Below are 22,340 nucleotides of genomic sequence, written 5' to 3' on the forward strand. Positions count from 1 at the left end.
CGTCAACCTAAACCGGCCCCGGAAACCGCGCCACCGACCAAAGTCAGGAAGCGGCGCGCACCCCGCGCCAGCCCAGCACGCCGATGATCGTGCCCAGCACGAACGACACGACCGTCAGCACCGCGTGGACGATGAAGTACGCGGTCGGCGAGCCGTCGGCGGCCCAGGCCTGGTCGCTGTCCCACAGGTTCTTGGCGAACGTGATCCAGATGATCCACGACCACACGCCGAAGGCCAGCAGGAACAGCGAGGTCCGTCGGGAAATGCGCATGCCCCTGAGTATGCGGCGCGCGCCTCGGCGCTAGATTGCGTGGGTGCACTCCGCTGTCTCCCGGTCGCTCAAGGTCTTCACGACGACGCTCGCCGCCGCCCTCCTGGCCCTGAGCACCCCGGCCCTCGCGGCCGCGGCGCCCCAGCAGGGCCAGTGCGCGAACCGCCAGGCCCCGCCGGCCCCGGTCGACACGTCGGAGAAGCCCGCGCCCGGCAAGCTCGTCCCGCCGCCGCTGGCCGTGCCCGCCGACCCGGTCGGCGGCCCGCGGATGGCCGAGTGCGGCCTGATCACCCCGGACGGCGCGCTCAACCCGCCGGAGGGCAACACGGCGGCGTCGTGGCTGGTGCAGGACCTCGACACCGGCGCGGTGGTCGCGGCGAAGGACCCGCACGCCCGCCAGCGGCCCGCGTCGCTGATCAAGACGCTGCTGGCGCTCGTCGTCGTCACCCAGCTGAACCCGCAGCAGGTGATCGTCGCGACGAAGGAGGACGCCGAGCAGGAGTGCACCTGCGTCGGCCTCGTCGCCGGCGGCCAGTACAGCGTCGACCAGCTGCTGCACGGCCTGCTGATGCACTCGGGCAACGACGTCGCGCACGCGTTCGCCACGGCGCTCGGCGGCGTCGACTCGGCGGTGGCCAAGATGAACGCGCTGGCGGCCCGCATCGGCGCGGAAGACACGCGCGCGGCGACGCCGTCGGGGCTCGACGGCCCGGGCATGTCGACCTCGGCCTACGACCTCAGCCTGATCTTCCACTACGCGATGAAGCAGCCGGAGTTCGCGCGGGTCGTCTCGACGAAGAACTTCGAGATCCCGGCGACCGGCGGCAAACCGGTCATCCCGATCTACAACGACAACAAGCTGCTCGGCGTCTACCCGGGCTTCCTCGGCGGCAAGACCGGCTTCACCGACGACGCCCGCCACACCTACGTCGGCGCGGCGCAGCAGAAGGGCAAGCGGCTCGCGGTCGTGATGCTGCGCGCCGAGCAGAAGCCGACGAAGGTCGTCGACCAGGCGGCGAAGCTGCTCGACTACGGCTTCGCGCTGGAAGCCGACCGAGCCGCGCCGGTCGGGCAGATCAGCTACCAGGCACCGGCGACCACGCCGACGGGCACCGACCCGTCCGTGCTCGCCGACGGCGGCACCGGCAACAGCGGGACGTCCTCGGCCGCGGCTGCCGCCAAGGAGGACCCGTTCGGCGTCACCGGCTGGATCATCACGCTCATCGTGTTCCTGATCATCGTCGGCGGGTTCGTCGTCGGGCACCAGCGCAAGAAGGCCTCGAGCTAGCGGAACCCGGGGCCGGGCTCCGGGGTCACGTTGCCGGTGGCGATCTCGCCGCCGCAGTGTCCACAAGCGACGAACGTGCCGCCGACCTCGCCGCAGTCGTGGTGCCGCAACCGGATCGGCGGACCGTCCGGCCCGGCGAGGTGCTCGTCGCCCCACTGCATGAGCGTGACGACGGCGCCGAAGAGGTCCCGGCCGGCTTGGGTCAGCACGTACTCGGGCACGGGGTCGACGCGGTCGAGCACACCCGCGTCGACGAGGGTCTTGAGCCGCGCGGACAGCGTCGGACGCGGGATCGAGAGGTTGCGCGCGAACTCGCCGTAGCGGCGCACGCCGAAGAAGGCTTCGCGCAGGATGAGCAGGCTCCACCGCTCGCCGACCAGGTCGAGCGCGCGCCCGACCGAGTCGTGCGTGAACCGGTGCGACAGGTCGGTCACAGCTGCTCCGTGCGTGCCGGGACACCCAGCAGGAGCTTCCCGGGCAGCTCGAAGCTGGCCGGGTTGACCTGGAAGTGGGCGGTCGCGGTGTGGGCGTCGCGGAACCGGCGCTGCAGCGGCGAAGTCTCGTAGATCGCCGCGCCGCCGCCGAGGTCGTACATGCTTTCGGCGACCTTCGCGGCGGTGCGCGTGACGTGCGTGGCGGCCAGCCGCAAGCCCAGCTTGAGCGCGTCCGGCACCGGCTCGGTGCCCTGCGCGGCCTGCCAGGCGTCGTCGATGCTCGTGTAGTAGAGCAGTCTCGCGGCGCGCAGAGCGGCTTCGGCTTCCGCGACGGCGGCCTGCGTCGCCGACCGCTCGGCCAATGACCGGCTGGAGCCGAGCGGCTTGCGCGTCGAGGCCAGTTCGACGAGGTCGTCGATCGCTCCCCGTGCGTTGCCCAGCGCGGCGGCCGCGACCGACAGCGCGAAGTAGCCGAAGAGCGGGAAGCGGTGCAGCGCGACGGCGCCGGTGGGCGGGCCGCCCATGACCGAGAAGACGCGGTGCTCGGGGACGAACAGCTCGTCGGCGACGCAGTCGTGGCTGCCGGTGCCGCGCAGGCCGTTCGTGTGCCAGGTGTCGAGGACCTCGATTTCGGCCTTGGGGAACGCACCGACGTAGAGAGCGCTTTCGTGCACGAACCCGGCGAAGAGCCAGTCGCAGTGCGGAATGCCGCTGCAGAACGACCAGCGGCCGGAGACGACGTACCCGCCGTCGACCTTCCGGCCGGTCCCGCGCGGCGCCCAAACGCCGGCCGCGACGGTCTTGGGGTCGCCGAAGACCTCCTCGGCGCACTTCCGCGGGGCGTAGGCCGAGAGCAGGCTGCTCGTGACGGCGATCGAGACGCACCAGCCGGCCGAGGCGTCCCCGCGCGCGACCGTCTCCGCGGTTTCGAGGCTGAGCGCGGGTGGCGCTTCGGGGCCGCCCAGGTGAGCGGGGACGCCGCTGCGCAGGAGCTGGGCGTCGGTCAGCTTGGCGACCAGCTCGGCCGGCAACGCGCGCTGCTGTTCGGTGACGGGCGCGAGCGACTTGGCGAGGTCGGCGCACTCGCGGGCGGCGTCCAGCATGAAACCTCCGGTTCAGATTTCTTACCGGTTCAGTTTCTTTACTGGGCGGACGGGTGTCAAGGCTTCCGGCGGACCCCGAGCCACGCGAGCAGCGCGCCGGCGCTGAAGGCACCGGCAACAGCGCCGAGCCCGGGCCCGCGTTGCACGGTGACGCTCTGTTCGAGCCGCACGGGCGGCGGAGGGGCGACGACCTTGTGCTGGTTCTCCTTGGCGGTCGCGGTCCACGCCGTGATGAGCAGGAGGAAGCGCGAGACGAGGTTCGCGAAGACGAGCAGACCGATGACCGGCCCGAACAGCGCGGCCGACGGCGACTTCGTGACGCTGGCGAGGTAGATCGAGCCGACCTGCTGCAGCACGACGAACCCGACGGCGGCGACGACGGCGCCCTTGACGGCACTGCGCAGCGCGACCCGCTCCCGCGGCAGCCGCGCGATGACCCAGATGAAGACGAGGGTGTTCGCGGCCAGCCCGAGCACGATGGTCGCCCCGCGCAGCAGGACGATCGCCCAGGTCTCCTGCTCGAGCCCGACGAGCTCGAGCAGGAACTGCCCGACCCCGCCACCGACGGCGGTCAGCGCGAAGGAGACGACGAGCGCGACCCCGAGCCCGATGAGCGCGACGAGGTCCTTGAGCGTCTGCTTGACGATCGGCTGCGACTGCTTTTCCTGGCCCCACTGCGCGGTGAGCGCGTCGCGGAGGTTCGACATCCAGCCGATGCCGGAGTAGAGGGCGATGAGCAGCCCGAAGATCCCGATCCCGCCCCCGGAGTCGAGCGCGCCCTTGACGATGCCGTTGACGAGGTCCTTGAGGCCCTCGGGGACGGAGTTGTTGATGCCGTCGGTGATCTTGGTGATGATGGTCTGGTCGTGGTTGACGACCAGGCCGACAACGGCGAAGGCGACCATGAAGAGCGGGAAGACCGACAGCACGCTGAAGTAGGTGATGGCGGCGGCGTAGTGGTTGCCGTACCGCTCGGTGAAGGCGTCGTTGGCCCGGATGAGGTGGTCGAGCCACGGGTACTTCCGCCGCAGCCGCGGCAGCAGCTTTTCCTTCGTTTCTTCGTTCGCCACCGTGAAACGCTAACCACGGCCCGTGACTCCCGCAACGCGAGCGGCTCAGGTGAGGGAGGTCGGGCGGGTGTCGTTCGCGGCGTGTCGACGGCCGTTGCCTCCTGAGCCCGGCGCGCGACCCGCCGGTTGTCCACAGCGGTCGGCAGTTGTGGACAACCGGCCCGTCCAGCGCCGCGAAAACCCGAACCGTCGGTGGGCGCCGATAGACTGGAGTCGGGGACGCCCCCCAGGGAAGGGCGGGGGCCGCTTTCGGGTCGGCGGCGGGCGGCCACACCTGGCTCAGGTCAGAGCCGCGACGAAGTCCTGGTAAGCGGTCTCCCCGTCGAGGATCGCCGCGCCGGGCCGTGTTGATGCGTATTCGGCCACGCGGTCGTACGCCGTCGCCAAGTCTTCCTCGGTGAGCGGGTGCGCCGTCTCGACTTCCGACTCCCCGCGTCCGGCGAAGCGTCTGCGGGTCTCGGCGAGGTCCGGCAGCAGCACGATCTCGTGGAAGCTCGCGTCCGTCTCGGCCGCCAGCTCTTCGAGCCGCTCGGCGAACCCGGGACGGGCCAGCAGCTGCGGCACCACGACGTCGTGCCCCGCCGTCAGGTGCGTGCGCGCCGCCGCCAGGGTCAGCTCCCTTGCCAGCAGGCCCGCCCTGCCCGGTTCCGTCCGCCAGCCGCCGATCATCGCCCGGACTCGGTCGACGTCCAGGGCCAGCGCCGGCGGGTGGTCGTCCGCGTAGCGGCGGGCCAGTGTCGACTTGCCGCTGCCCGGCGGGCCGTTCAGCAGGATCAGCTTCACCGCACCGGCGACAGGAAACCGATCCGCTGGTACGTCTTGGCCAGCGTCTTCGACGCCACCTCGCGGGCGCGTTCGGCACCGGCGGCGAGGACCTTGTCCAGCTCGGCGACGTCGTCCAAATAGGACTTCGCGCGCTCCTGGATCGGCGTGACCCACTCGACGAACACCTCGCCGAGGTCCTTCTTGAGGTCGCCGTAGCCCTTGCCTTCGTACGCGGCTTCGAGGTCCGCGATCGCGCGGTCGGTCAGGGCCGAGTAGATGGTCAGCAGGTTCGAGACGCCGGCTTTGTTCTCGGCGTCGAACTTGACCTCGCGGCCGGTGTCGGTGACCGCCGAGCGGATCTTCTTCGCCGAGCGCTTCGGGTCTTCGAGCAGCTCGATGAGCCCGTTCGCCGCGGACGCCGACTTGCTCATCTTGCTCGTCGGGTCCTGCAGGTCGTAGATCTTGGCGGTGTCCTTGATGATGTACGGCTCGGGCACGACGAAGGTCTTGCCCAGCCGGTTGTTGAAGCGCTGCGCGAGGTCGCGGGTCAGCTCGAGGTGCTGGCGCTGGTCCTCGCCGACCGGGACGGCGTCGGCCTGGTAGAGCAGGATGTCCGCGGCCTGCAGGACGGGGTAGGTGAAGAGGCCGACGCTCGAGCGGTCGGAGCCCTGCTTGGCCGACTTGTCCTTGAACTGCGTCATCCGGCCGGCCTCGCCGAAGCCGGTCTGGCACTCGAGGACCCAGCTCAGCTGGGCGTGCTCCGGGACGTGGCTCTGCACGAAGAGGGCGCTGCGGTCCGGATCGATGCCGATGGCGAGCAGCTGCGCGGCCGAGACGCGGGTGCGCTGGCGAAGCACCTTCGGGTCCTGCTCGACGGTGATGGCGTGCAGGTCGACGACCGAGTAGAAGGGCTCGTGCGTGTCCTGCAGCTTCACCCACTGGCGCAGCGCACCGAGGTAGTTGCCGAGGTGGAACGAGTCGGCGGTGGGCTGGATCCCGGAAAGGACCCGCGGACGACGTTCAGCGGCGACGGTCTGCTCTTCGGACACGGGAGGATTCTTCCAGGCCGGGCCTCGTGACGGGCGCGGAGGGGGTTCGAGCTGGGGATTCTTCCAGGACGCGGCACGGGCGCGCCGGGCCGGCTCGGCCACCGGGCGAGTTCAGGCGTGCGGGCGCCGCGTGAGAACCGGGCGAATCGACCACGGTCGGCATTGCGCGGGCGGATGTGCCGCCGGCCGCGCAGACCAGGAGTGGGGGTGCTGTGTCAGAAACGGGCCAATCGACTCGGCGTCGACATTGCGCGGGCGAATGTGCCGCGCGGCCGCGCGGATCAGGCGTGCGGGTTCTGTGTCAGAAACGGGCGCGTCGGCGTGGCGTCGGGCTCGCCGAGCACCGCCTCGGCCATCGCCGTCACCGGGCCAGGGGCTTCGGGGACCGCCGGTGCCGCCTCCGCCATGCGGGCCTTGCGGCGTTGGCGCAGCACACCGAGCGTCATCCCGACGATGCCGAGCGCCACTGCCACCAGGCCGACCGGGCCCAGCACGCCGAAGCTCTCCGCGTTCGTGTCGGCCTGCGCGGTCGTCGTGTCGGCGGATGCGCTCGCGGCGCCGGCCAGCACCAAGGCCGCCGGGACGAGCGCGACCACCGCGGCCGCGCGGCATGCGCGCAGCGTGGATCGCAACAGGGTTTGACCTGGGTTGCGCACCGGAGTGCCTCCCGCGAGTGACGAGCGCTGTGACTTACTTAAAGGCTCACCCATTCGAGTGAGACGCTGCGTGCTACTGGTCAAAAAACTACCGAGCGTGTCAAGACCTGTCGTCCCGATCGACTCGGGGGCCGAGACTAGCGCCCAACAGAGAACACGACTCGGCCACCCCCGCGGTTCACCCCAAGCGCCCAAGCGGGTGTTGCGGAAGACGGAACGCTCATACCCAAAGTAGTACGTGACCGATCCGTGTCCGGTCGGTCATCACCCGTTCATCGCAAATTCGGCTCACGCTCTGCCATTCGCCGCAGCCGGGACTAGTCCGATCGCGGCGTCTTAGTCGGAAAACTTTTCACTCGATAGTGATTGGTCTATACCTCTTGGAGTAGCCCATTCGGCTCGGTCGGACCGCGCACGACCGGCGTGACCAAGAGGAGTTCCGAATGTCGATTGCCCGGATCCTGAAGCGCGCCGGAGTGGCGGTGAGCGCGCTCGCCGCGGCGAGCGCCGCCGTCGTGCTGCCGGCCACCACCGCGTCCGCCGCGGTGGACGCCTCGTTCGTCGTCAGCGAGGCCCAGTTCAACCAGATCTTCCCCAGCCGCAACAGCTTCTACACCTACAGCGGCCTCACGGACGCCTTGTCCGCGTACCCCGGCTTCGCCAACACGGGCGACGACACCGTGAAGAAGCAGGAAGCGGCGGCGTTCCTGGCGAACGTCAACCACGAGACCGGCGGCCTCGTCTACGTCGTCGAGCAGAACACCGCGAACTACCCGCACTACTGCGACGCGAGCCAGCCCTACGGCTGCCCGGCCGGCCAGGCCGCGTACTACGGCCGCGGCCCGATCCAGCTGAGCTGGAACTTCAACTACAAGGCCGCCGGCGACGCGCTCGGCATCGACCTGCTGAACAACCCCTACCAGGTCGAGCAGAACTCGGCCGTCGCGTGGAAGACCGGCCTCTGGTACTGGAACACCCAGACCGGCCCGGGCACGATGACGCCGCACGACGCGATGGTCAACCAACGCGGCTTCGGCGAGACCATCCGCAGCATCAACGGCTCGATCGAGTGCAACGGCGGCAACCCCGCCCAGGTGCAGAGCCGGATCGACAAGTACACGCAGATCACCGGGATCCTCGGGGTCCCCACCGGAGGCAACCTGTCCTGCTGAGCCGGGCGCGGCGAGAAGGGCCTCCCCGGCCACTCGGGGAGGCCCTTTTTGGTGCTATTCCTGGGGATCGAGGTGACCGAGCAGCTTGCGCAGGACGTCGTCGAGCAAGTTTAAGTCCTTTTCGGACAGTCCGGAAAGGAGCTCGGAGACGTTCGCTGTGTGCTCGGTCATCGCGGCGTCGACGGCGTCGAAACCACTGGCGGTCAAGCGGATGCGGAAGCTGCGGCGATCGTTCGGATCCAGCGTGCGCTCGACGAACCCCGCCTTCTCGAGCCGGTCGAGGCGGCTCGTCATGCCGGCGCGGGACATCATCAGCGTCGCGGACAGCTCCGACGGGATCAGCGTGTAGGGCCGCCCGGACCGGCGAAGCGCGGCCAGGACGTCGAACTCCCCGCGCTGCAGGCCGAACTTGCCGAACACCCGCTCCTGCGCCGGGCCGAGCACGAGCGCGAGCCGCCCCATCCGGCCGGCGACGCCGATGGCGGTCAGGTCGAGGTCGGGGCGCTCGCGGTGCCACGCCGACACGACGGCGTCGACGGCGTCTTCGTCAGTCACGACTCCACTCTATTCGACGCAAGCACTATTCGCTGCCTGATAGTTTGACAACGAACTATCAGGCGTGGAACCATCGCTGGCATGACGACTTTGCTGGTACGCCACGACGAAGCCGAACAGCTCGGCTCGACCCCCGACACGATGACCCTGCTCGCCGACGTCTCGCAGACCGGCGGGCGCCTGAGCACGAACCGCGCGTCGCTGGGCCGCGGGCGCGACGGCGCGACGCCGCACTTCCACACCTCGTCGGCCGAGATGTTCTTCATGCTGGACGGGGAGCTCGAGGTCCTGAACGGCGAGGAGGTCGTGACGGTCCGGACGGGTGACATGCTGTTCGTGCCACCGCACACGAATCACGCGTTCGGGGCGACTGCGCGCTCCGGCGCCGACGTGCTGATCGTGTTCACGCCCGGCGTCGAGCGCTTCGAGTACTTCCGCATGATCGACCGGATCCGGCGGGGTGAGGCGTCGCCGGCGGAGATCCTGGCGTCGCAGGACCGGTTCGACAACCACTTCGTGGACAGCGCGGCCTGGCGCGCCGCCCGCGCGGCCTAGATGTCGTAGGTGGCGGTGACCGGCGCGTGGTCGGACCAGCGCTGGTCGTAGGACGCGGCGCGCTCGACGACGACGTCGACGACCTTCTCGGCGAGGCCCGGGGTGGCGAGCTGGCAGTCGATGCGCCAGCCGGAGTCGTTGTCGAAGGCCTGGCCGCGGTAGGACCACCAGGTGTAGGGGCCGGGGCCTTCGGGGTCGAGGCGGCGCTGGACGTCGGTGTAGCCGGCCTCGGTGTAGACGCGGCCGAGCCAGGCGCGTTCTTCGGGGAGGAAGCCCGAGTTCTTGCGGTTGCCGCGCCAGTTCTTGAGGTCGACGGTGTCGTAGGCGATGTTCCAGTCCCCCACGACGACGACCTCGCGACCGGCCGCGGCGGCCTTGGCCCGGAGCTCGACGAGGTAGGGCAGGAACGCGGCCATGAAGCGTTCCTTTTCGTCCTGGCGTTCGGTGCCGACGTCGCCGCTGGGGAGGTAGAGGCTGGCGACGACGACCTTCGCGAAGTGGACTTCGAGGTAGCGGCCGCTGTCTTCGAACTCGGGTTCGCCGAAGCCGATCCGGACTTCTTCGGGCTCTTCGCGGCTGTAGACGGCGACGCCGTTGCGCCCTTTGAGGGCCGAGGGGGCGTGCACCGAGAACCAGCCTTCGGGCTCGACGACGTTGGCGGGCAGCTGGCTCGCCTCGGCGCGCACCTCCTGGCAGGCGACGACGTCGGCCTTCGTGGTGGCGAGCCACTCGACGAAGCCCTTCTTGGCGGCGGCGCGGAGTCCGTTGACGTTCACGGTGGAGACGGTGAGCACGTCCCGCACGCTACCGGTTCGCTCTGCCAGACTGCCGGGCATGGGTGAGCTGACGGTACTGGGCAGCTGCGGCGCGTTCCCCGAACCCGGACGGGCGTGCGCGGGGTTCCTGTTGTCGCACAACGGGTTCCGTGTCGTGTTGGACCTCGGGTACGGCGCCGCCTCGCGCCTGTTCGGCCACGGGCTGCCGGACGCGGTGGTGGTGACGCACGAGCACCCGGACCACTGCGCGGACGTGAGCGCACTCGGGCGGGCCTCGTACTACGGGTCCGGTCCGCGGCTGCCGTTGTTCTGCACGCCGGGCACGGTCGGCAGGCTCGCGGCGATGGAGCCGCGGCCGCACCCGACGGAGGTGTTCTCGGTGCACGACCTCGAGTCGGCAACCTCGGTCGGGCCCTTCCGGCTCACGGCGTACCCGCTGCCGCACCACGTGCCGAACTTCGGCGTGCGGTTGGCCGCGCCTGGGTTGACCGTGGCTTACACGGGTGACACAGGGCCTTCGCCGGTGCTGGCCGAGTTGGGGCGCGATGCCGACCTGCTCATCTGCGACGCCACCTACCGGACGCCGCCTCCCGGAGACGAGCCGCGGTACTTGATGACGGCCGCGGAGGCGGGCGAGTGGGCGGCCGCGGCCGGAGCGCGCAGGTTGATGCTGACGCACTTCTGGCCGGGCACCGACCGGGCGGCCGCGGCCGCGGAGGCACGCGCGGAGTTCGGCGGCGAGGTGCTGGTCGCGGAGGAGGGCTTGACGGTCGAGCTTTGACGCTCGGTCCGGCTCGGCCCGGTTCGGCTCGGCCCGGTTCGGCTCGGCCCGGTTCGGCTCGACCCGGTTCGGCCCGGCCCGGTTCGGCCCGGCCCGGTTCGGCTCGGCCCGGTCCGGTTCGGCTCGACCCGGTTCGGCCCGGCTCGGCTCGGCCCGGTCCGACTCGGCTCGGCCCGGTCCGACTCGGCTCGGCCCGGTCCGGCCCGGTCCGACTCGGCTCGGCCCGGTCCGACTCGGCTCGGCCCGGTCCGGCCCGGTCCGGTCCGGCTCGGTCCGGCCCGGCTCGGCGCGCTCGGCCCGCTCGGCGCGGCTCGGCCCGGCTCGGCCCGGCCCGGCCCGGTTCGGCTCGGTCCGGCTCGGTCCGGCTCGGTCCGGCTCGGCTCGGTCCGGCCCGGCCCGGCCCGGCTCGGCCCGGCTCGGCCCGGCCCGCTCCGGTCCGGCTCGGCCCGGTCCGGTCCGGCTAGGTCCGGCTCGGCTCGGTCCGGCCCGGTCCGGCCCGGCTCGGCTCGGCTCGGCCACGCCCCAGATCCGCAGCAGAGGTCAATCCGGTCGGCCGCCGGGTCGCCCGCGAACGCGCCGGGTCGCCCACCAACGCGCCGCGCCACCCACTAGCGCCGACAGCGGCTCGCCAACCGGCGGCCCCGAACAAGGCCCACCTCAGCGGCCCGCCGCTCAGCGGGTTCGAAGGAATCTCACCCCACGCTCAGACCCCCGTCCAAGCGCGTTCCCCAGGCTCGATCCCTCCGGCCCCGCCGCACGACCCCCGAAGTCCCTGCCCGCGGAACTCCCCCTGGAGACCCCGCGGACACCACCTCGAACCCATGCCGCATTCAGTTGTCGCCCGCCCCCGGACGTCGGTCCACCTCCGATCATCGACTCACGAAAGTTCTAACACCCACCACCGACAAAAACCGGCCCTTGACCCCGAAAGCTACGACCATTAGCTTCAAAGCTATGTCAAGTAGCCAACCCGATGTCCCCTAGAGCCGGCCTGACCACCGAAGCCGTGGTCGACCTCGCCCTCCAGATCATCGACACCTCCGGCCCCGAAACCCTCACCCTCGCCAAGGTCGCCGAACGCGCCAAAGTCGCCCCGCCGTCCCTCTACAAGCACGTCAAAAACCTCGCCGACCTGCGACGACTGATCGACCTCCGGGTCGTCAAAGAGATGGCCGAAACCCTCAGAAAAGCTGCCACCGGACGCGAAGGCGGCGACGCCGTCCGGGCCGTCGCCGACGCCTACCGGGACTACCTGCGCCACCACCCGCACCGGACCCACGCACTCGCCACCGCCCCCGACGAAACCGACACCGAACTCAGCAAGGCCACCCACGCCGTCGCCGAAGTCGTCTTCGCCGTCCTGCGCCCCTACGGCTTCGACCACGCCCAAGCCGTGCACGCCACCCGGTGCCTCCGCGCCGCCGTGCACGGGTTCGCCGGACTTGAAGCCTCCGGGGGCTTCGGGCGCCCTGAGGACGTCGACCGGAGCTTCGAAGTCCTCAAAACCATGCTCGTACAAGGCCTGAGCACTTACTCGGATCAGGAGAAGAAATGAGCTTCATCCTCGCCGTCCTCCTCTTCACCGTCGGGCTCGGCGTGCTCGACGCCCGCTTCCCCTGGACGGAGGCCCGCAGATGATCGCCGGGCACTTCGGGCTCGCCGCCGCCGTCAAGGCCGGGCGGCCCGCCATCCCCGTCTGGACGCTCATGCTCGCCACCGCCTGGCTCGACGTCGTCTTCGTGCCGCTCTACCTCAGCGGCATCGAGACCGTCGACGGCGAGGGCTACGGCGGTGGCGTCATCCACGCCGACTACACGCACTCCCTCGTCGGCGCACTCGTCCTCTCAGCGCTCTTCGGGGCCGTGGCGAGCAGATGGCTCGGCCGCGAAACCGGGCTGATCCTGAGCGCGGTCGCCTTCTCGCACTGGCTGCTCGACCTCGTCGTGCACCGCGCCGACCTGCCGATCCTGCCCGGCAACGCCGGCGACCTGCCCACGTTCGGCTTCGGGCTGTGGCGGCTGCCCGCCGTCTCGGCCGTCGTCGAACTGCTCATGCTCGCGGTCGGCATCGGCCTCTACTGGCGCGCCGCCGCGAAACGCGACCCGAAGCGCGCGCGGGTGCTGGGGCTGACCGCCGCACTGTGCGGCGTCATCACCCTCGGCACCGATCTGCTCGGCGTATAGGACTCAGCAGGCGGACCCGGCGACCGGCTCGGTGAACGCGGCGGCCACCCACTTGTCGTCGGCCACCTTCCGGAAGCCGTTCTGCACGCCCGGCAGCGCGTCGAACTGGGCGTCGCGCAGGTACTTGCCGACGATCTTGGCGTTGCCGTCCGCCGTCTCGCGGGCGTTGAGGACGTCCGCGGTCACCGTCACCTTGCAGCCGGTGGCCGAAGCCCCCGAAGCCTGCTTGTCCGTGTTCATCACGTAGACGATGACGACCAGGACGATGGCGCCCAAGATGATCAGAGTCTTCTTCGACATGCCTTCCTCCATCCGCGAGCCCCGTCCCCCGCCAAGGGTAGGCAATCCTTTACCCGCACGGACAGCGCCGGACGCAGCAACCACCCGGAGGCGCCAGTCCGCATCACCCACCGGTGACGCACGGTGTACGAAAAAGGCCCCCTTCCCGGCAAACCGGGAAGGGGGCCCCTTCGGGAACGCACTCAGCCCTGGGCGATCTTCTTCGCCAGGTTGTCGTCCAGCGTCGCGAGGAACTCCTCGGTCGTCTGGAACGGCTGGTCCTTGCTGATGAGCAGCGCGAGGTCCTTCGTCATCTGGCCGGCTTCGACCGTCTCGACGACGACCTGCTCCAGCGTGTTCGCGAAGCCGATCAGCTCCTGGTTGCCGTCCAGCTTGCCGCGGTGCTCGAGGCCGCGGGTCCAGGCGTAGATCGACGCGATCGGGTTCGTCGACGTCGGCTTGCCCTGCTGGTGCTGGCGGTAGTGCCGGGTGACCGTGCCGTGCGCGGCCTCGGCCTCGACGGTCTTGCCGTCCGGCGTGCGCAGCACCGACGTCATCAGGCCGAGCGAGCCGAAGCCCTGCGCGACCGTGTCGGACTGGACGTCACCGTCGTAGTTCTTGCACGCCCAGACGTAGCCGCCCTCCCACTTCATCGCCGCGGCGACCATGTCGTCGATCAGGCGGTGCTCGTAGGAGATGCCCTTGGCGTCGAAGTCGGCCTTGAACTCGTTCTGGTAGATCTCCTCGAACACGTCCTTGAACTGGCCGTCGTAGGCCTTGAGGATGGTGTTCTTGGTGGAGAGGTACACCGGGAGCTCGCGGTCGAGGCCGTACTGCAGCGAAGCGCGCGCGAAGTCCTCGATCGACTTCTTGAAGTTGTACATCCCCATGGCGACGCCGCCGCCCTCGGGGAACTGCGCGACCTGGAACTCCATCGGCTCGGAGCCGTCGTCCGGGGTGTAGGAGACGGTCAGCTTGCCCGGGCCCGGGACCTTGAAGTTGGTCGCGCGGTACTGGTCGCCGTGGGCGTGGCGGCCGATGATGATCGGCTTCGTCCACGTCGGCACCAGGCGCGGGATGTTCTGGATGACGATCGGCTCGCGGAAGATCACGCCGCCGAGGATGTTGCGGATCGTCCCGTTCGGGGACAGCCACATCTTCTTGAGGCCGAACTCTTCGACGCGCGCCTCGTCCGGGGTGATCGTGGCGCACTTGACGCCGACGCCGTGCTTCTTGATCGCGTTCGCGGAGTCGACCGTGACCTGGTCGTCGGTGCGGTCCCGCTCCTCGATACCCAGGTCGTAGTAGTCCAGGTTCACGTCCAGGTACGGGTGGATCAGCTTGTCCTTGATGAACTGCCAGATGATGCGGGTCATCTCATCGCCGTCGAGCTCGACGACGGTGCCCTGGACCTTGATCTTGGCCATGAGCAGCGGTGCTCCTTCCGCGGATCTTCGCGTTACTTCGATACGTCTCACCGGTAGCGGTACAAGCGTACTGCTTGACCGAGCTGGATGGTTCCAGTAGTGGCCGGTATCAAGTCTCCCCCGGCTGTTTGTGGTGGTGGTCACCGGGCGGGTACCGCCGTTCGCCCGATTCGACCGCTCGCCGAGCGACCATCGCGCGAAGGGGTGAACCAAGGCACGATGCCACCCGTGAACTCATCATGCGGGAGGTGACGGCCATGTCGACCCATCGGTACGCCGAGTACGAAGACGACTACGAGGACTACGACGACACGACGGAAGCGCGCGACGAACGGCCGCGCCGCGGGGTCGCCCACCTGGTCAGCGCGCTGGGCGGGCTGCTGCTCACCCCGGTCGCGCTGGGGCTGCTGAGCTGGGGCGGGCTGCGTCAGCAGCAGCTGATCCAGGCGACGCTGAGCACCAACCGCGACCCGCTGGGCATCGCGCTGCTGGCCGGCGGGGCGATCCTGCTGCTGGTCGTCGCCGCGCTGGGGGCGCTTTCGGCGGCGGGCCCGATCCTCGGCGGGCTGATCTACGGCGTGCTGCCCGGGGTCGCCGCGATGGCCGTGCCCGAGTGGGGGTTCAAGCTGGTCAACCTGATGCCGAAGAGCGACATCGCGTACGGCGTCATGGACTTCCTCTTCATCGGCGGCCTGCTCGGCGTGGGTTTCCTGCTGGTCGGCAGCGGGCTGGCCAACGCGCTGGTCCGGCGGCGCCGGGAGGCCTGAACCGGGCCGGTGGGATCATCGCGCGATGGGTTTGTTCACCGTCGCGGAGGCACGCGACGAACTGGCGCGGCTGCGTCCGGTCCTCGACGAACTGGTGCGCGTCCGGGCCGACGCGGCGGAGCTCGCGGCGTCGCTGCGCCCCGGTGGTCGCGCCACCGAGCTGGGCGGGCTACCCGAGTGGAAGGCCGCGCAGGCGCACCTCGACGACCTGATGACGACGGTCCAGCACACCGGCGCCGAGCTCAAGGGGTTCGCGCCGCTGCTGGTCGACTTCCCGGCCGAGCTCGACGGCACCGACGTGCTGCTGTGCTGGCTCGAAGGTGATCGCGAGCTGGGCTGGTACCACCGCGCCGACCTGGGTTTCGCGGGCCGTCGTCCGCTGAAAATCGCTGGTCGGCCCGGCTAGGTTGGGTTCGTGGACCACGACTCTCGCGCAGCCCTGTTCGACAGCACGGCCGAGCACTACGACGAAGACGAATTTCACGCTTTGGTGGCCGACGCGCTGGTTTCGCCGTTGCCGTCCGCGCCGGAGCTCGTGCTGGACGTCGCTACGGGGACGGGCTTCGCGGCGTACGCGGCTTTGGGACTGAAGCCTTCGCGCGTGCTGGCTGTCGACTTGTCGCCGGCGATGGTCGCGCGGGCTCAGGCGAAGGCTTCGGCCTTGGATCCGTCGGGCGTGATCGAGTGGCGGGTCGGGCCGGCGGTGCCGATGCCTTCACCGGACGGGTCGGCCGATGTGGTGCTCTGCGCGTCTTCGCTGCACTTCCTCGGGGCGGTCGCGTTCGCGGACTGGCTGCGGGTGCTGCGGCCGGGTGGGCGGCTGGCGTTCTCGGTGGTTTCCGGGGCGCGGTTCAAGCCTTCGGGCCCGTTCGCGGAGTTCGTGCCGGCGGACCTGTCGTTCCCGCTCGACGAGGCCGGCGCGGGGGCGCTGGCCTCGTCGGCGGGGTTCGTGGACGTGTCGGCGCGGACGTTCACCGTCGACGGTGGAGATCGGGTGCGGAGCGTTTTCCTGGTCCACGCCACGGCGCCGTGAGCCTCAGCGGGTGAAGTGGACCTCGCCGCGGGTGGCCGGGCCGTCGGGGCTGCCGCAGCGCTGGACGAACGTCGCGTCCAGGCCGGTCACCTCGCCGTCCGTCGCGTCGAGGCGGTCGATCGTGAAGTCCGCGTAGTCGTCGCCGCAGCCGAAGCCGGCCGTGACCGCCGAGATCCCCGGTGTGCTCAGCGCCGGGTCGCCCGGGGCGCGGTAGCGCGCACCTGTGTACGTTCCGGTGTGCAGCGTTTCGCCCGCTGGGGCGCTCAACTCGATGCGCAAGTAGTCGAAGTTCGCATCGACGTCGACCGTCAGCCGGCCGTCGTGCTGCCACACGTTGATCTCGGCGCCCGGCGACGCGTACTGGGCGCTGCCCTGCATCGGCCAGGCGCCGTCCTCCGACGTGTAGCTCACCGTCCGCACCGGGTCCGCCGACGCGACCGGGACGAGCGCCACGCCCAACCCGGCCGCCGCCGTCAGGACCACGCACGCACGACGAAGTGAATTCACGGAACCTCCCCAGTCCGAGCCGCCCTTCGCGGCACTGCCGCCGATCATGGCAGCGACCTCGTGCCTGGGAGGAGGTGTTTGCGCTGTTCGCCACGCTTTTCCCAGATGGGCAACCGGGACCCCCTCCGAGGGCATCTAGTTATGCAGCGAAGCGCCCTTGAGGATCTTGTCCACCGCGTTCTTCGGGCCGTGCACCGCGAGGCCGGCCAGCGTCAGCTTCTCCCCCGGGACCGCGCGGACCGCCGCCCGGTTGTCGTCGTCGTTGCCCGTGTGGAACAGCTCGTCCGTGAAGATCGAGAACCGCAGCCCGCGGCTCAGGGCGCGCGTGTGCGCCGCCGTGAGGACGTCCGCGGTACCGCTGAACACCAGCACCGGCTGGCCGAACATCGGCAGGTACTCGGTGTCGTCGGCGTCGTGATACGGCTCGCCCATCAGCTCCGGCGTCACGTGGGCGATACCGCTGACCAGGAACGCGGTGACGTTGAGCCGCTGCCAGGACGCCAGGTCGTCGCGGAGCAGGACGGCGATCTTCGTGTCGAAGGAACTCATGCCGGACAGACTCGCCCGCCCGCCACCCGCGCGTCTTGTACGTTCTTGACATGGCACGAGTCGAAGCGTGGCGGCCGGCGGTCCCGGGGATCGCCGAGGTCTTCCACGCGCGCTTCACCACCCACGCCTACCCGCTGCACACGCACGACACGTGGACGCTGCTGATCGTCGACGACGGCGTCATCCGCTACGACCTCGACCGCCACCACCACGGCGCGCTCGGGCCGGCCGTGACGCTGCTCCCGCCGAACGTCGCCCACGACGGGCGGGCCGCCACCAGCCACGGCTTCCGCAAGCGCGTGCTCTACCTGGACACGTCGGTGCTGGGCGAGGAGCTGATCGGCGCGGCGGTCGACGAGCCGAGCGTCGCCGACGGCCTGCTGCGCACCCGCATCCACCAGCTGCACGAGGCGCTCGCCCACCCCGGCGACGCGCTGGAGGCGGAGAGCCGGCTCGCGCTCGTCGCCGACCGGCTGCACACCCACCTGGGACGGCCGGCCCGCCACGAGCCGAAGCGCGGACTGGCCGACGACCTGCGCGACCTCCTCGACGCTCGCCTGCCGGACGCGCTGACGCTGGCCGAAGCCGGGTCGGCGTTGGGGGCCCACCCGGCGCACCTGGTCCGCTGCTTCGGGGCGCGGTTCGGGTTGCCGCCGCACCGGTACTTGACGGGCCGCCGCGTCGACCGCGCGCGCCGGCTGCTGCTCGACGGGTCGCCTGCCGCGGAGGTCGCCGCGGAGGCCGGGTTCACCGACCAGGCCCATCTGACCCGGCACTTCAAGCGATATCTGGGGACGACGCCGTCGCGGTACGCGAGAACCCGATGAGCCCGGTTGTGTCAAGATGACCGCATGCTGCGCGAACTGCACCTGACCGGCGACCCGGCCGCCGACAAGCTGCTCAACGACGACCCGTTCGCCCTGCTCGTCGGCATGCTCCTCGACCAGCAGTACCCGATGGAGCACGCCTTCGCCGGGCCGCGGAAGATCGCCGACCGCATGGACGGCTTCTCGCTCGCGAAGATCGCCGCCACCGATGTCGAGAAGTTCGTCGAGATGTGCGTGGTGCCGCCGGCCATCCACCGCTACGGCGGCTCGATGGCCCGTCGCGTGCACGCGCTCGCGCAGCACATCATCGAAAACTACGACGGCCGCACCGAGGGGCTCTGGCTCGACGGGCGCCCGAAGCCGGACGGGCCCGAGGTCCTCAAGCGCCTGCGCGCGCTGCCGGGCTTCGGCGAGCAGAAGGCGAAGATCTTCCTGGCGCTGCTGGGCAAGCAGCGCGGCATCCAGCCGAAGGGCTGGCGCGAAGTGGCGGGCGCGTACGGCGACCGCGGGTCACGCCGGTCGATCGCCGACGTCACCAGCGCCGAGACGCTCGCCGAGGTGCGGGCGTTCAAGAAGGCCGCCAAGGCCGCGGCCAAGACGGGCTAGCGCACCCAGACGCGCAGCGGGCCCAGCGGCTCGGCGCCGTGGTCCACGGCGGCACGCAGCGCGTCGCCGTGTTCGTAGCCGACCACTGGCACCCCGGGGAACGCCGACGCCACCGCGGAGACCGCGCCCGGCCAGCCCGCGGTCGGCCCCTCGAAGTTCGACAGGCCCACAACGCCCTCGCCGCGATGGGCCACCACCGCGTTCTCCCCTCGGGACAGCAGCGCGACCGCGGGACCGAGCGGCGAAGCAGCGCGCTGCCAGCCCGGCTCCGGGACGCCGGGGCCGCACGCGAGCCACGTCGCCTCGAACAGCAGGGAAAAGCCCGGCAGCTCCAGCGTCGCGAAGCTGTCCTTCACCGAGCAGCCCGCCGAGCCGTCGACGAACGGGAGGACGTCGGCGGCCGTGGCGTCCGGGGTGAGCGTCACGGCGTCCGGGTAGTACTCCGGCGTCCGGGTGCCACTGGTCCACGCCCGCGCGCGGAACCGGCCGCCGCAGACGAGGGCGCACCAGGCCGCGTTCTCCGCGACCGCTAGTTCCGCGCGAACCACAGCACGTCCGGCTCCCCGCGCGGAACTTCCACCGGAACCTCCCGTACCGAAGCGAAGTGCTCGCGAAGCCGCGAAGCGAACATCGGGGCCGCTCCCGCGCTCCACACCGCCAGCACGCCACCCGGGTTCAGCAACGACGCCAGCCGCGTCAAGCCCGTCGGCGAGTACAGCTTCGCGTTGCCCTCCGTGACCGTCCACTCTGGACCGTTGTCGATGTCGAGGCACAACGCGTCGAAGCGGTCGGACGTCGAAGCCAGCCACGGAACGAGATCCGCCTCCACCACCGTCACCCGCGGGTCGGCGAGCGCGTCGCCGTGGATCGTCCGAAGTGGACCCGAGCGGTTCCACGCGATCACCGCCGGCTCGCGTTCGACGACCACGACCGAACCCGCGCCCGCGTCGAGGGCCGCGCGCAGCGAGAACCCGACGCCAAGGCCGCCGATCAGGACCGACGCCCCCGGGGTCAGCGCGCCGGTCACCAGGAGGCGCTCGGACTCGCCGTTGCGCGTGTCCATCAGGAACACGCCGTTCTCGATCACTTCGAACGCTTCGCCGTCGCGTCGCAGGACCAGCTCGCCGCCGCGGCCCGCGATCGTCTCCACCACTTCGACCACGTTCCGACCTTCTCACAGCAGGCCAGCGAGTTTGTACAGGACGAGACTCCCCGCCACCGCCACGTTGAGGCTCGCGCCGGTGCCGACCATCGGGATCTCGACGACCGTGTCGAGCAGGTCGAGGGCCTCCGGTGGGATGCCCGTCTGCTCGTGGCCGAGCACGGCGATCGTGCGGCCGCGGGCGGCCGGGAGGTCCCCCAGCCGCACCGCTTCCTCCGCCAGCTCGACGCCGACCACTCGCGTCCCGGCCGCGCGTTCCCGCGCCAGCCAGCCCGGCGGGTCGTGCACCCAGTGCACGCATGCCGGGCGCCGCAACGTGTTCCCGCGCCGCAACGCCTCCGGCACCCACGGGAACCTCGGCACCGCGAGGCACGCGCCGACCGCGTCGCACGTGCGCAGCAGCGTGCCGAGGTTCGCGCCGTGCAACGGCCAGAGCGGGGCGGCCACCAGGTGGCCCCAACAGGGATGTTCCTTGCTTCGCCGGGACTTCCGCAGCTCGCTCGGCGTGCGGACCCGGATCGCGGGGCTCACCGGCGCCGAGGCGCGGCGCCTCCGATTTCGTCGTTCATGCCCGGATTCTAACCGTTCGCCGGGTCCGCCGGGCGATTCGCGCTCCTACCCTGGACACGGAGGTGAGGGCCATGCACGCAGGAGTGGGAGACGAAATCCAGGTACACGGCCGTACCGTCGGGTCGGCCGAGCAGCGCGGCGAGATCCTCGAAGTCCGCGGGCCCGACGGCGCCCCGCCCTACCTGGTGCGGTTCGCGGACGGGCACGAAGGACTCGTCTACCCCGGGCCCGACTGCGAAGTCCAGGCCCACGCCGACTAGGCGGCGACGGGCTCGCGGACCCGCCCCCACGCCGCCCCGATGAGCAGCAGGGCGACGAGGGTGAGCGCCGCCGCGACCTCGGGCAGCACCAGCGGGCCGCCGGAGTCGAGCACCGCGCCCCCGACCACGCCGGACAGGCCGACGCCGAGGTAGATCGCCGACGCGTTGAGCGAGAGCACCAGGCCGGCGTGGCCCGGGGCCAGCTCGATCAGCCGGTGCTGCACCGGCGGGCTGAACGACCACGTCGCCACGCCCCACACGAACAGCGCGACCCCGGCCACGACCGGCGTGGTCGTCGCGATCGGCAGCAGCGCCAGTACGACGGTGATCGCGGCCGTCACGACCAGCAGCGGCGTGCGCGAACCCCAGCGGTCGGTCGCCCGGCCGGCGGCGAAGTTGCCGACCGCGCCGCCGACGCCGTAGCAGAAGAGCAGGATCGTGACCGCCGTGCCGTGCAGGCCCGCGGTCGCGGCCAGCAGCGGCGACACGAACGTGTAGACCATGAACGCGGCCAGGCAGCCGAGGACCGTCACGGCCAGCATGACGAGCACGCGCGGGTCGCGGCCCGCGGCGAACCGCTCGGCCAGGCTGACCCGGGGCGGCGCGGCGACCGACGGCAGCGCCACCCGCACGGCCAGCGCGCTGGCCAGCGAGAACGCGGCGACCAGCCCGAACGCCGTCCGGTAGCCGAGGTGCTGGGAGATCAGGCTGCCCAGCGGGACGCCGAAGATGAGCGCGACGGTCAGGCCGCCGAACACGAGCGCGACCGCGCGGCCCCGGCGTTCCGGGCTGGTCAGCTCGGCCGCGACGGCGCTCGCCGCGGGCGTGAACACCGCGGCGCCGATCGCGGTCACCACCCGGGCCAGCAGGAGCGTGCCGTAGCCGGGCGCGAGCGCGGCGAAGAGGTTGCCGGCGGCGGTGACGACGAGCGCGGCGACCAGCAGCGTCCGGCGCTCCCACGTGCCGGTGACGGCGGCGAAGACCGGGGAGCCGATCGCGTACGCGATGGCGAAGGCCGTGACGAGCTGCGCCGCGGCGGTCGCCGAGACGTGCAGCTCGCCGGTCAGCGCGGGCAGCAGCCCGGCGACGATGTAACCGCTGGTCCCGACGCCGAACGCGCCGAAGGCCAGCACCGAGATCCTCGAAGACGAGGGTGCGGACATGGGTGGGTCCCCCAAGCGGAGCGGGCGATTGGTTCGATGAACGTCGTAGTTCGACAACCACCGTACTACGTCACTCCGACAATTTCGATCGGCGTCGTACAATGGGCTCATGGCCCACACCGCCGCACTGCCGCCGATCGTTCACCCGACGCTGGACGAGATCACCGTCGAAGGCGTGCTCCGCGCGCTCGCCGACCCGGTGCGGCTGGGCATCGTGCGCCAGCTCGCGGCCGCGGACTGCGAACTCGCGTGCGGCGCGCTGACCGTGCCGGTGACCAAGTCCACAATCACCCACCACCTGAGCATCCTGCGCCAGGCCGGCGTCGTGGCCGGCCGCCAGGAGGGGACGACCCGGTTCAACTCGTTGCGCCGCAACGACCTCGACGCCCTGTTCCCGGGCCTGCTCAACGGCGTTCTGGCCGCTCAGCGCTGAGCACGCCGTCACGGTGTGGATCGTCACCCGAATACCGGGATGACAACGACCCCCTCCGTCGGTTGGACTGGGCGTAGGCAGCTCACGGCGCTGGGGCCA

30 protein-coding genes are annotated in these 22,340 nt (G+C 70.8%); 13 read left to right on the top strand and 17 right to left on the bottom strand.

Annotated elements, in window-relative coordinates:
* Positions 1-43 precede the first annotated feature (43 nt).
* Entirely contained in the window at positions 44-271 is a 228-nt protein-coding gene (locus ACIQWX_RS01425; protein WP_400864051.1) for an SCO4848 family membrane protein, read from the bottom strand.
* A gap of 43 nt (positions 272-314) precedes the next feature.
* Here ACIQWX_RS01425 and ACIQWX_RS01430 point away from each other — a divergent pair, with 43 nt between their 5' ends.
* On the top strand, positions 315-1,559 hold the full coding sequence (locus ACIQWX_RS01430; RefSeq protein WP_400864053.1) for a D-alanyl-D-alanine carboxypeptidase family protein: 1,245 nt from the start codon (positions 315-317) through the stop codon (positions 1,557-1,559).
* Here the strand turns inward: ACIQWX_RS01430 and ACIQWX_RS01435 are convergent.
* The 6 genes from ACIQWX_RS01435 to ACIQWX_RS01460 form a co-directional block, all read right to left on the bottom strand.
* Entirely contained in the window at positions 1,556-1,993 is a 438-nt protein-coding gene (locus ACIQWX_RS01435) for a winged helix-turn-helix transcriptional regulator (protein ID WP_400864056.1), read from the bottom strand. The two genes, ACIQWX_RS01430 and ACIQWX_RS01435, sit on opposite strands and share 4 nt — an antisense overlap.
* Complete coding sequence (locus ACIQWX_RS01440) at positions 1,990-3,096, bottom strand: acyl-CoA dehydrogenase family protein (protein WP_400864058.1); 1,107 nt, start codon at positions 3,094-3,096, stop codon at positions 1,990-1,992. Before ACIQWX_RS01440 ends, ACIQWX_RS01435 begins: the two co-directional genes overlap by 4 nt.
* A 56-nt stretch (positions 3,097-3,152) precedes the next feature.
* The gene (gene yhjD / locus ACIQWX_RS01445) at positions 3,153-4,166 is read right to left on the bottom strand and encodes an inner membrane protein YhjD (protein WP_400864061.1); all 1,014 of its coding nucleotides are present in this window, start codon (positions 4,164-4,166) and stop codon (positions 3,153-3,155) included.
* A 279-nt stretch (positions 4,167-4,445) separates the two neighbouring features.
* Entirely contained in the window at positions 4,446-4,949 is a 504-nt protein-coding gene (locus tag ACIQWX_RS01450; protein WP_400864064.1) for an AAA family ATPase, read from the bottom strand.
* A complete protein-coding gene (gene trpS, locus ACIQWX_RS01455; RefSeq protein WP_400864066.1) occupies positions 4,946-5,980 on the bottom strand; it encodes a tryptophan--tRNA ligase in 1,035 nt (344 codons plus the stop codon). Before trpS ends, ACIQWX_RS01450 begins: the two co-directional genes overlap by 4 nt.
* Before the next feature lie 281 nt (positions 5,981-6,261).
* Positions 6,262-6,612 (bottom strand): hypothetical protein, encoded by a 351-nt coding sequence (locus tag ACIQWX_RS01460; protein WP_400864069.1) that lies wholly within the window; start codon positions 6,610-6,612, stop codon positions 6,262-6,264.
* 467 nt (positions 6,613-7,079) lie between these two features.
* Here ACIQWX_RS01460 and ACIQWX_RS01465 point away from each other — a divergent pair, with 467 nt between their 5' ends.
* Complete coding sequence (locus tag ACIQWX_RS01465) at positions 7,080-7,808, top strand: chitinase (RefSeq protein ID WP_400864071.1); 729 nt, start codon at positions 7,080-7,082, stop codon at positions 7,806-7,808.
* Between the two features lie 54 nt (positions 7,809-7,862).
* On the opposite strand, the gene ACIQWX_RS01470 is transcribed toward ACIQWX_RS01465, so the two are convergent.
* Positions 7,863-8,363 (bottom strand): MarR family winged helix-turn-helix transcriptional regulator, encoded by a 501-nt coding sequence (locus ACIQWX_RS01470; RefSeq protein ID WP_400864074.1) that lies wholly within the window; start codon positions 8,361-8,363, stop codon positions 7,863-7,865.
* Between the two features lie 81 nt (positions 8,364-8,444).
* Between ACIQWX_RS01470 and ACIQWX_RS01475 the strand changes: the two genes are divergently transcribed.
* Positions 8,445-8,918 (top strand): cupin domain-containing protein, encoded by a 474-nt coding sequence (locus tag ACIQWX_RS01475; RefSeq protein WP_400864076.1) that lies wholly within the window; start codon positions 8,445-8,447, stop codon positions 8,916-8,918.
* Here the strand turns inward: ACIQWX_RS01475 and ACIQWX_RS01480 are convergent.
* Entirely contained in the window at positions 8,915-9,721 is an 807-nt protein-coding gene (locus ACIQWX_RS01480) for an exodeoxyribonuclease III (RefSeq protein WP_400864078.1), read from the bottom strand. The genes ACIQWX_RS01475 and ACIQWX_RS01480 overlap by 4 nt on opposite strands.
* 31 nt (positions 9,722-9,752) lie before the next feature.
* Here ACIQWX_RS01480 and ACIQWX_RS01485 point away from each other — a divergent pair, with 31 nt between their 5' ends.
* The 3 genes from ACIQWX_RS01485 to ACIQWX_RS01495 all read left to right on the top strand — a co-directional run bounded on the left by ACIQWX_RS01485 (position 9,753) and on the right by ACIQWX_RS01495 (position 12,658).
* The gene (locus ACIQWX_RS01485; protein WP_400864081.1) at positions 9,753-10,475 is read left to right on the top strand and encodes an MBL fold metallo-hydrolase; all 723 of its coding nucleotides are present in this window, start codon (positions 9,753-9,755) and stop codon (positions 10,473-10,475) included.
* A 973-nt stretch (positions 10,476-11,448) separates the two neighbouring features.
* A complete protein-coding gene (locus ACIQWX_RS01490) occupies positions 11,449-12,030 on the top strand; it encodes a TetR/AcrR family transcriptional regulator (RefSeq protein WP_400864084.1) in 582 nt (193 codons plus the stop codon).
* Between the two features lie 79 nt (positions 12,031-12,109).
* Complete coding sequence (locus ACIQWX_RS01495) at positions 12,110-12,658, top strand: permease (protein ID WP_400864087.1); 549 nt, start codon at positions 12,110-12,112, stop codon at positions 12,656-12,658.
* A 3-nt stretch (positions 12,659-12,661) separates the two neighbouring features.
* Here the strand turns inward: ACIQWX_RS01495 and ACIQWX_RS01500 are convergent, their stop codons facing one another.
* Both ACIQWX_RS01500 and ACIQWX_RS01505 read right to left on the bottom strand, forming a co-directional pair.
* A complete protein-coding gene (locus ACIQWX_RS01500; protein WP_257925207.1) occupies positions 12,662-12,958 on the bottom strand; it encodes an SH3 domain-containing protein in 297 nt (98 codons plus the stop codon).
* Between the two features lie 182 nt (positions 12,959-13,140).
* Positions 13,141-14,364 carry an NADP-dependent isocitrate dehydrogenase gene (locus ACIQWX_RS01505; protein ID WP_400864090.1) on the bottom strand — a complete coding sequence of 408 codons (1,224 nt, stop codon included), beginning with the start codon at positions 14,362-14,364 and terminating at the stop codon, positions 13,141-13,143.
* 257 nt (positions 14,365-14,621) lie between these two features.
* On the opposite strand from ACIQWX_RS01505, the gene ACIQWX_RS01510 reads away from it, so the two are divergent.
* Genes ACIQWX_RS01510 through ACIQWX_RS01520 form a run of 3 tightly spaced genes read left to right on the top strand, consistent with a single transcriptional unit; the run spans position 14,622 to position 16,164 of the window.
* Positions 14,622-15,131: a hypothetical protein gene (locus ACIQWX_RS01510; RefSeq protein ID WP_400864093.1), complete on the top strand. Its 510-nt coding sequence runs from the start codon at positions 14,622-14,624 to the stop codon at positions 15,129-15,131.
* A gap of 25 nt (positions 15,132-15,156) precedes the next feature.
* Positions 15,157-15,537 (top strand): DUF2203 domain-containing protein, encoded by a 381-nt coding sequence (locus tag ACIQWX_RS01515; RefSeq protein WP_400864095.1) that lies wholly within the window; start codon positions 15,157-15,159, stop codon positions 15,535-15,537.
* A gap of 9 nt (positions 15,538-15,546) precedes the next feature.
* The gene (locus ACIQWX_RS01520; RefSeq protein ID WP_400864097.1) at positions 15,547-16,164 is read left to right on the top strand and encodes a class I SAM-dependent methyltransferase; all 618 of its coding nucleotides are present in this window, start codon (positions 15,547-15,549) and stop codon (positions 16,162-16,164) included.
* Positions 16,165-16,167: 3 nt separating this feature from the next.
* On the opposite strand, the gene ACIQWX_RS01525 is transcribed toward ACIQWX_RS01520, so the two are convergent.
* Together ACIQWX_RS01525 and ACIQWX_RS01530 are read right to left on the bottom strand one after the other, a co-directional pair.
* On the bottom strand, positions 16,168-16,671 hold the full coding sequence (locus ACIQWX_RS01525) for a hypothetical protein (RefSeq protein ID WP_400864100.1): 504 nt from the start codon (positions 16,669-16,671) through the stop codon (positions 16,168-16,170).
* Positions 16,672-16,806: 135 nt separating this feature from the next.
* Entirely contained in the window at positions 16,807-17,220 is a 414-nt protein-coding gene (locus tag ACIQWX_RS01530; RefSeq protein ID WP_400864102.1) for a DUF2000 family protein, read from the bottom strand.
* Between the two features lie 50 nt (positions 17,221-17,270).
* Here ACIQWX_RS01530 and ACIQWX_RS01535 point away from each other — a divergent pair, with 50 nt between their 5' ends.
* Both ACIQWX_RS01535 and ACIQWX_RS01540 read left to right on the top strand, forming a co-directional pair.
* A complete protein-coding gene (locus tag ACIQWX_RS01535; RefSeq protein ID WP_400864104.1) occupies positions 17,271-18,047 on the top strand; it encodes an AraC family transcriptional regulator in 777 nt (258 codons plus the stop codon).
* 24 nt (positions 18,048-18,071) lie between these two features.
* Entirely contained in the window at positions 18,072-18,653 is a 582-nt protein-coding gene (locus ACIQWX_RS01540) for an HhH-GPD-type base excision DNA repair protein (protein ID WP_400864106.1), read from the top strand.
* Here the strand turns inward: ACIQWX_RS01540 and ACIQWX_RS01545 are convergent.
* From ACIQWX_RS01545 to ACIQWX_RS01555, 3 genes are read right to left on the bottom strand one after another with little or no spacing between them, the layout of a single operon-like run.
* Positions 18,650-19,201 (bottom strand): hypothetical protein, encoded by a 552-nt coding sequence (locus tag ACIQWX_RS01545; protein ID WP_400864108.1) that lies wholly within the window; start codon positions 19,199-19,201, stop codon positions 18,650-18,652. The two genes, ACIQWX_RS01540 and ACIQWX_RS01545, sit on opposite strands and share 4 nt — an antisense overlap.
* Positions 19,183-19,815: a spermidine synthase gene (locus ACIQWX_RS01550; protein WP_400864110.1), complete on the bottom strand. Its 633-nt coding sequence runs from the start codon at positions 19,813-19,815 to the stop codon at positions 19,183-19,185. Before ACIQWX_RS01550 ends, ACIQWX_RS01545 begins: the two co-directional genes overlap by 19 nt.
* Positions 19,816-19,827: 12 nt before the next feature.
* Positions 19,828-20,262 (bottom strand): TrmH family RNA methyltransferase, encoded by a 435-nt coding sequence (locus ACIQWX_RS01555; protein ID WP_364518080.1) that lies wholly within the window; start codon positions 20,260-20,262, stop codon positions 19,828-19,830.
* A gap of 194 nt (positions 20,263-20,456) precedes the next feature.
* Here ACIQWX_RS01555 and ACIQWX_RS01560 point away from each other — a divergent pair, with 194 nt between their 5' ends.
* Positions 20,457-20,645, top strand: a complete 189-nt coding sequence (locus tag ACIQWX_RS01560; protein WP_034285998.1) for a DUF1918 domain-containing protein — start codon at positions 20,457-20,459, stop codon at positions 20,643-20,645.
* Here ACIQWX_RS01560 and ACIQWX_RS01565 read toward each other — a convergent pair.
* Positions 20,642-21,808: an MFS transporter gene (locus tag ACIQWX_RS01565; protein ID WP_400864114.1), complete on the bottom strand. Its 1,167-nt coding sequence runs from the start codon at positions 21,806-21,808 to the stop codon at positions 20,642-20,644. The genes ACIQWX_RS01560 and ACIQWX_RS01565 overlap by 4 nt on opposite strands.
* Before the next feature lie 109 nt (positions 21,809-21,917).
* Between ACIQWX_RS01565 and ACIQWX_RS01570 the strand changes: the two genes are divergently transcribed.
* Positions 21,918-22,241, top strand: coding sequence for an ArsR/SmtB family transcription factor (locus tag ACIQWX_RS01570; RefSeq protein WP_400864117.1), 324 nt, complete (start codon positions 21,918-21,920; stop codon positions 22,239-22,241).
* Positions 22,242-22,340: the final 99 nt, after the last annotated feature.

Source organism: Amycolatopsis sp. NPDC098790 (assembly GCF_044759945.1).
GTDB lineage: Bacteria > Actinomycetota > Actinomycetes > Mycobacteriales > Pseudonocardiaceae > Amycolatopsis.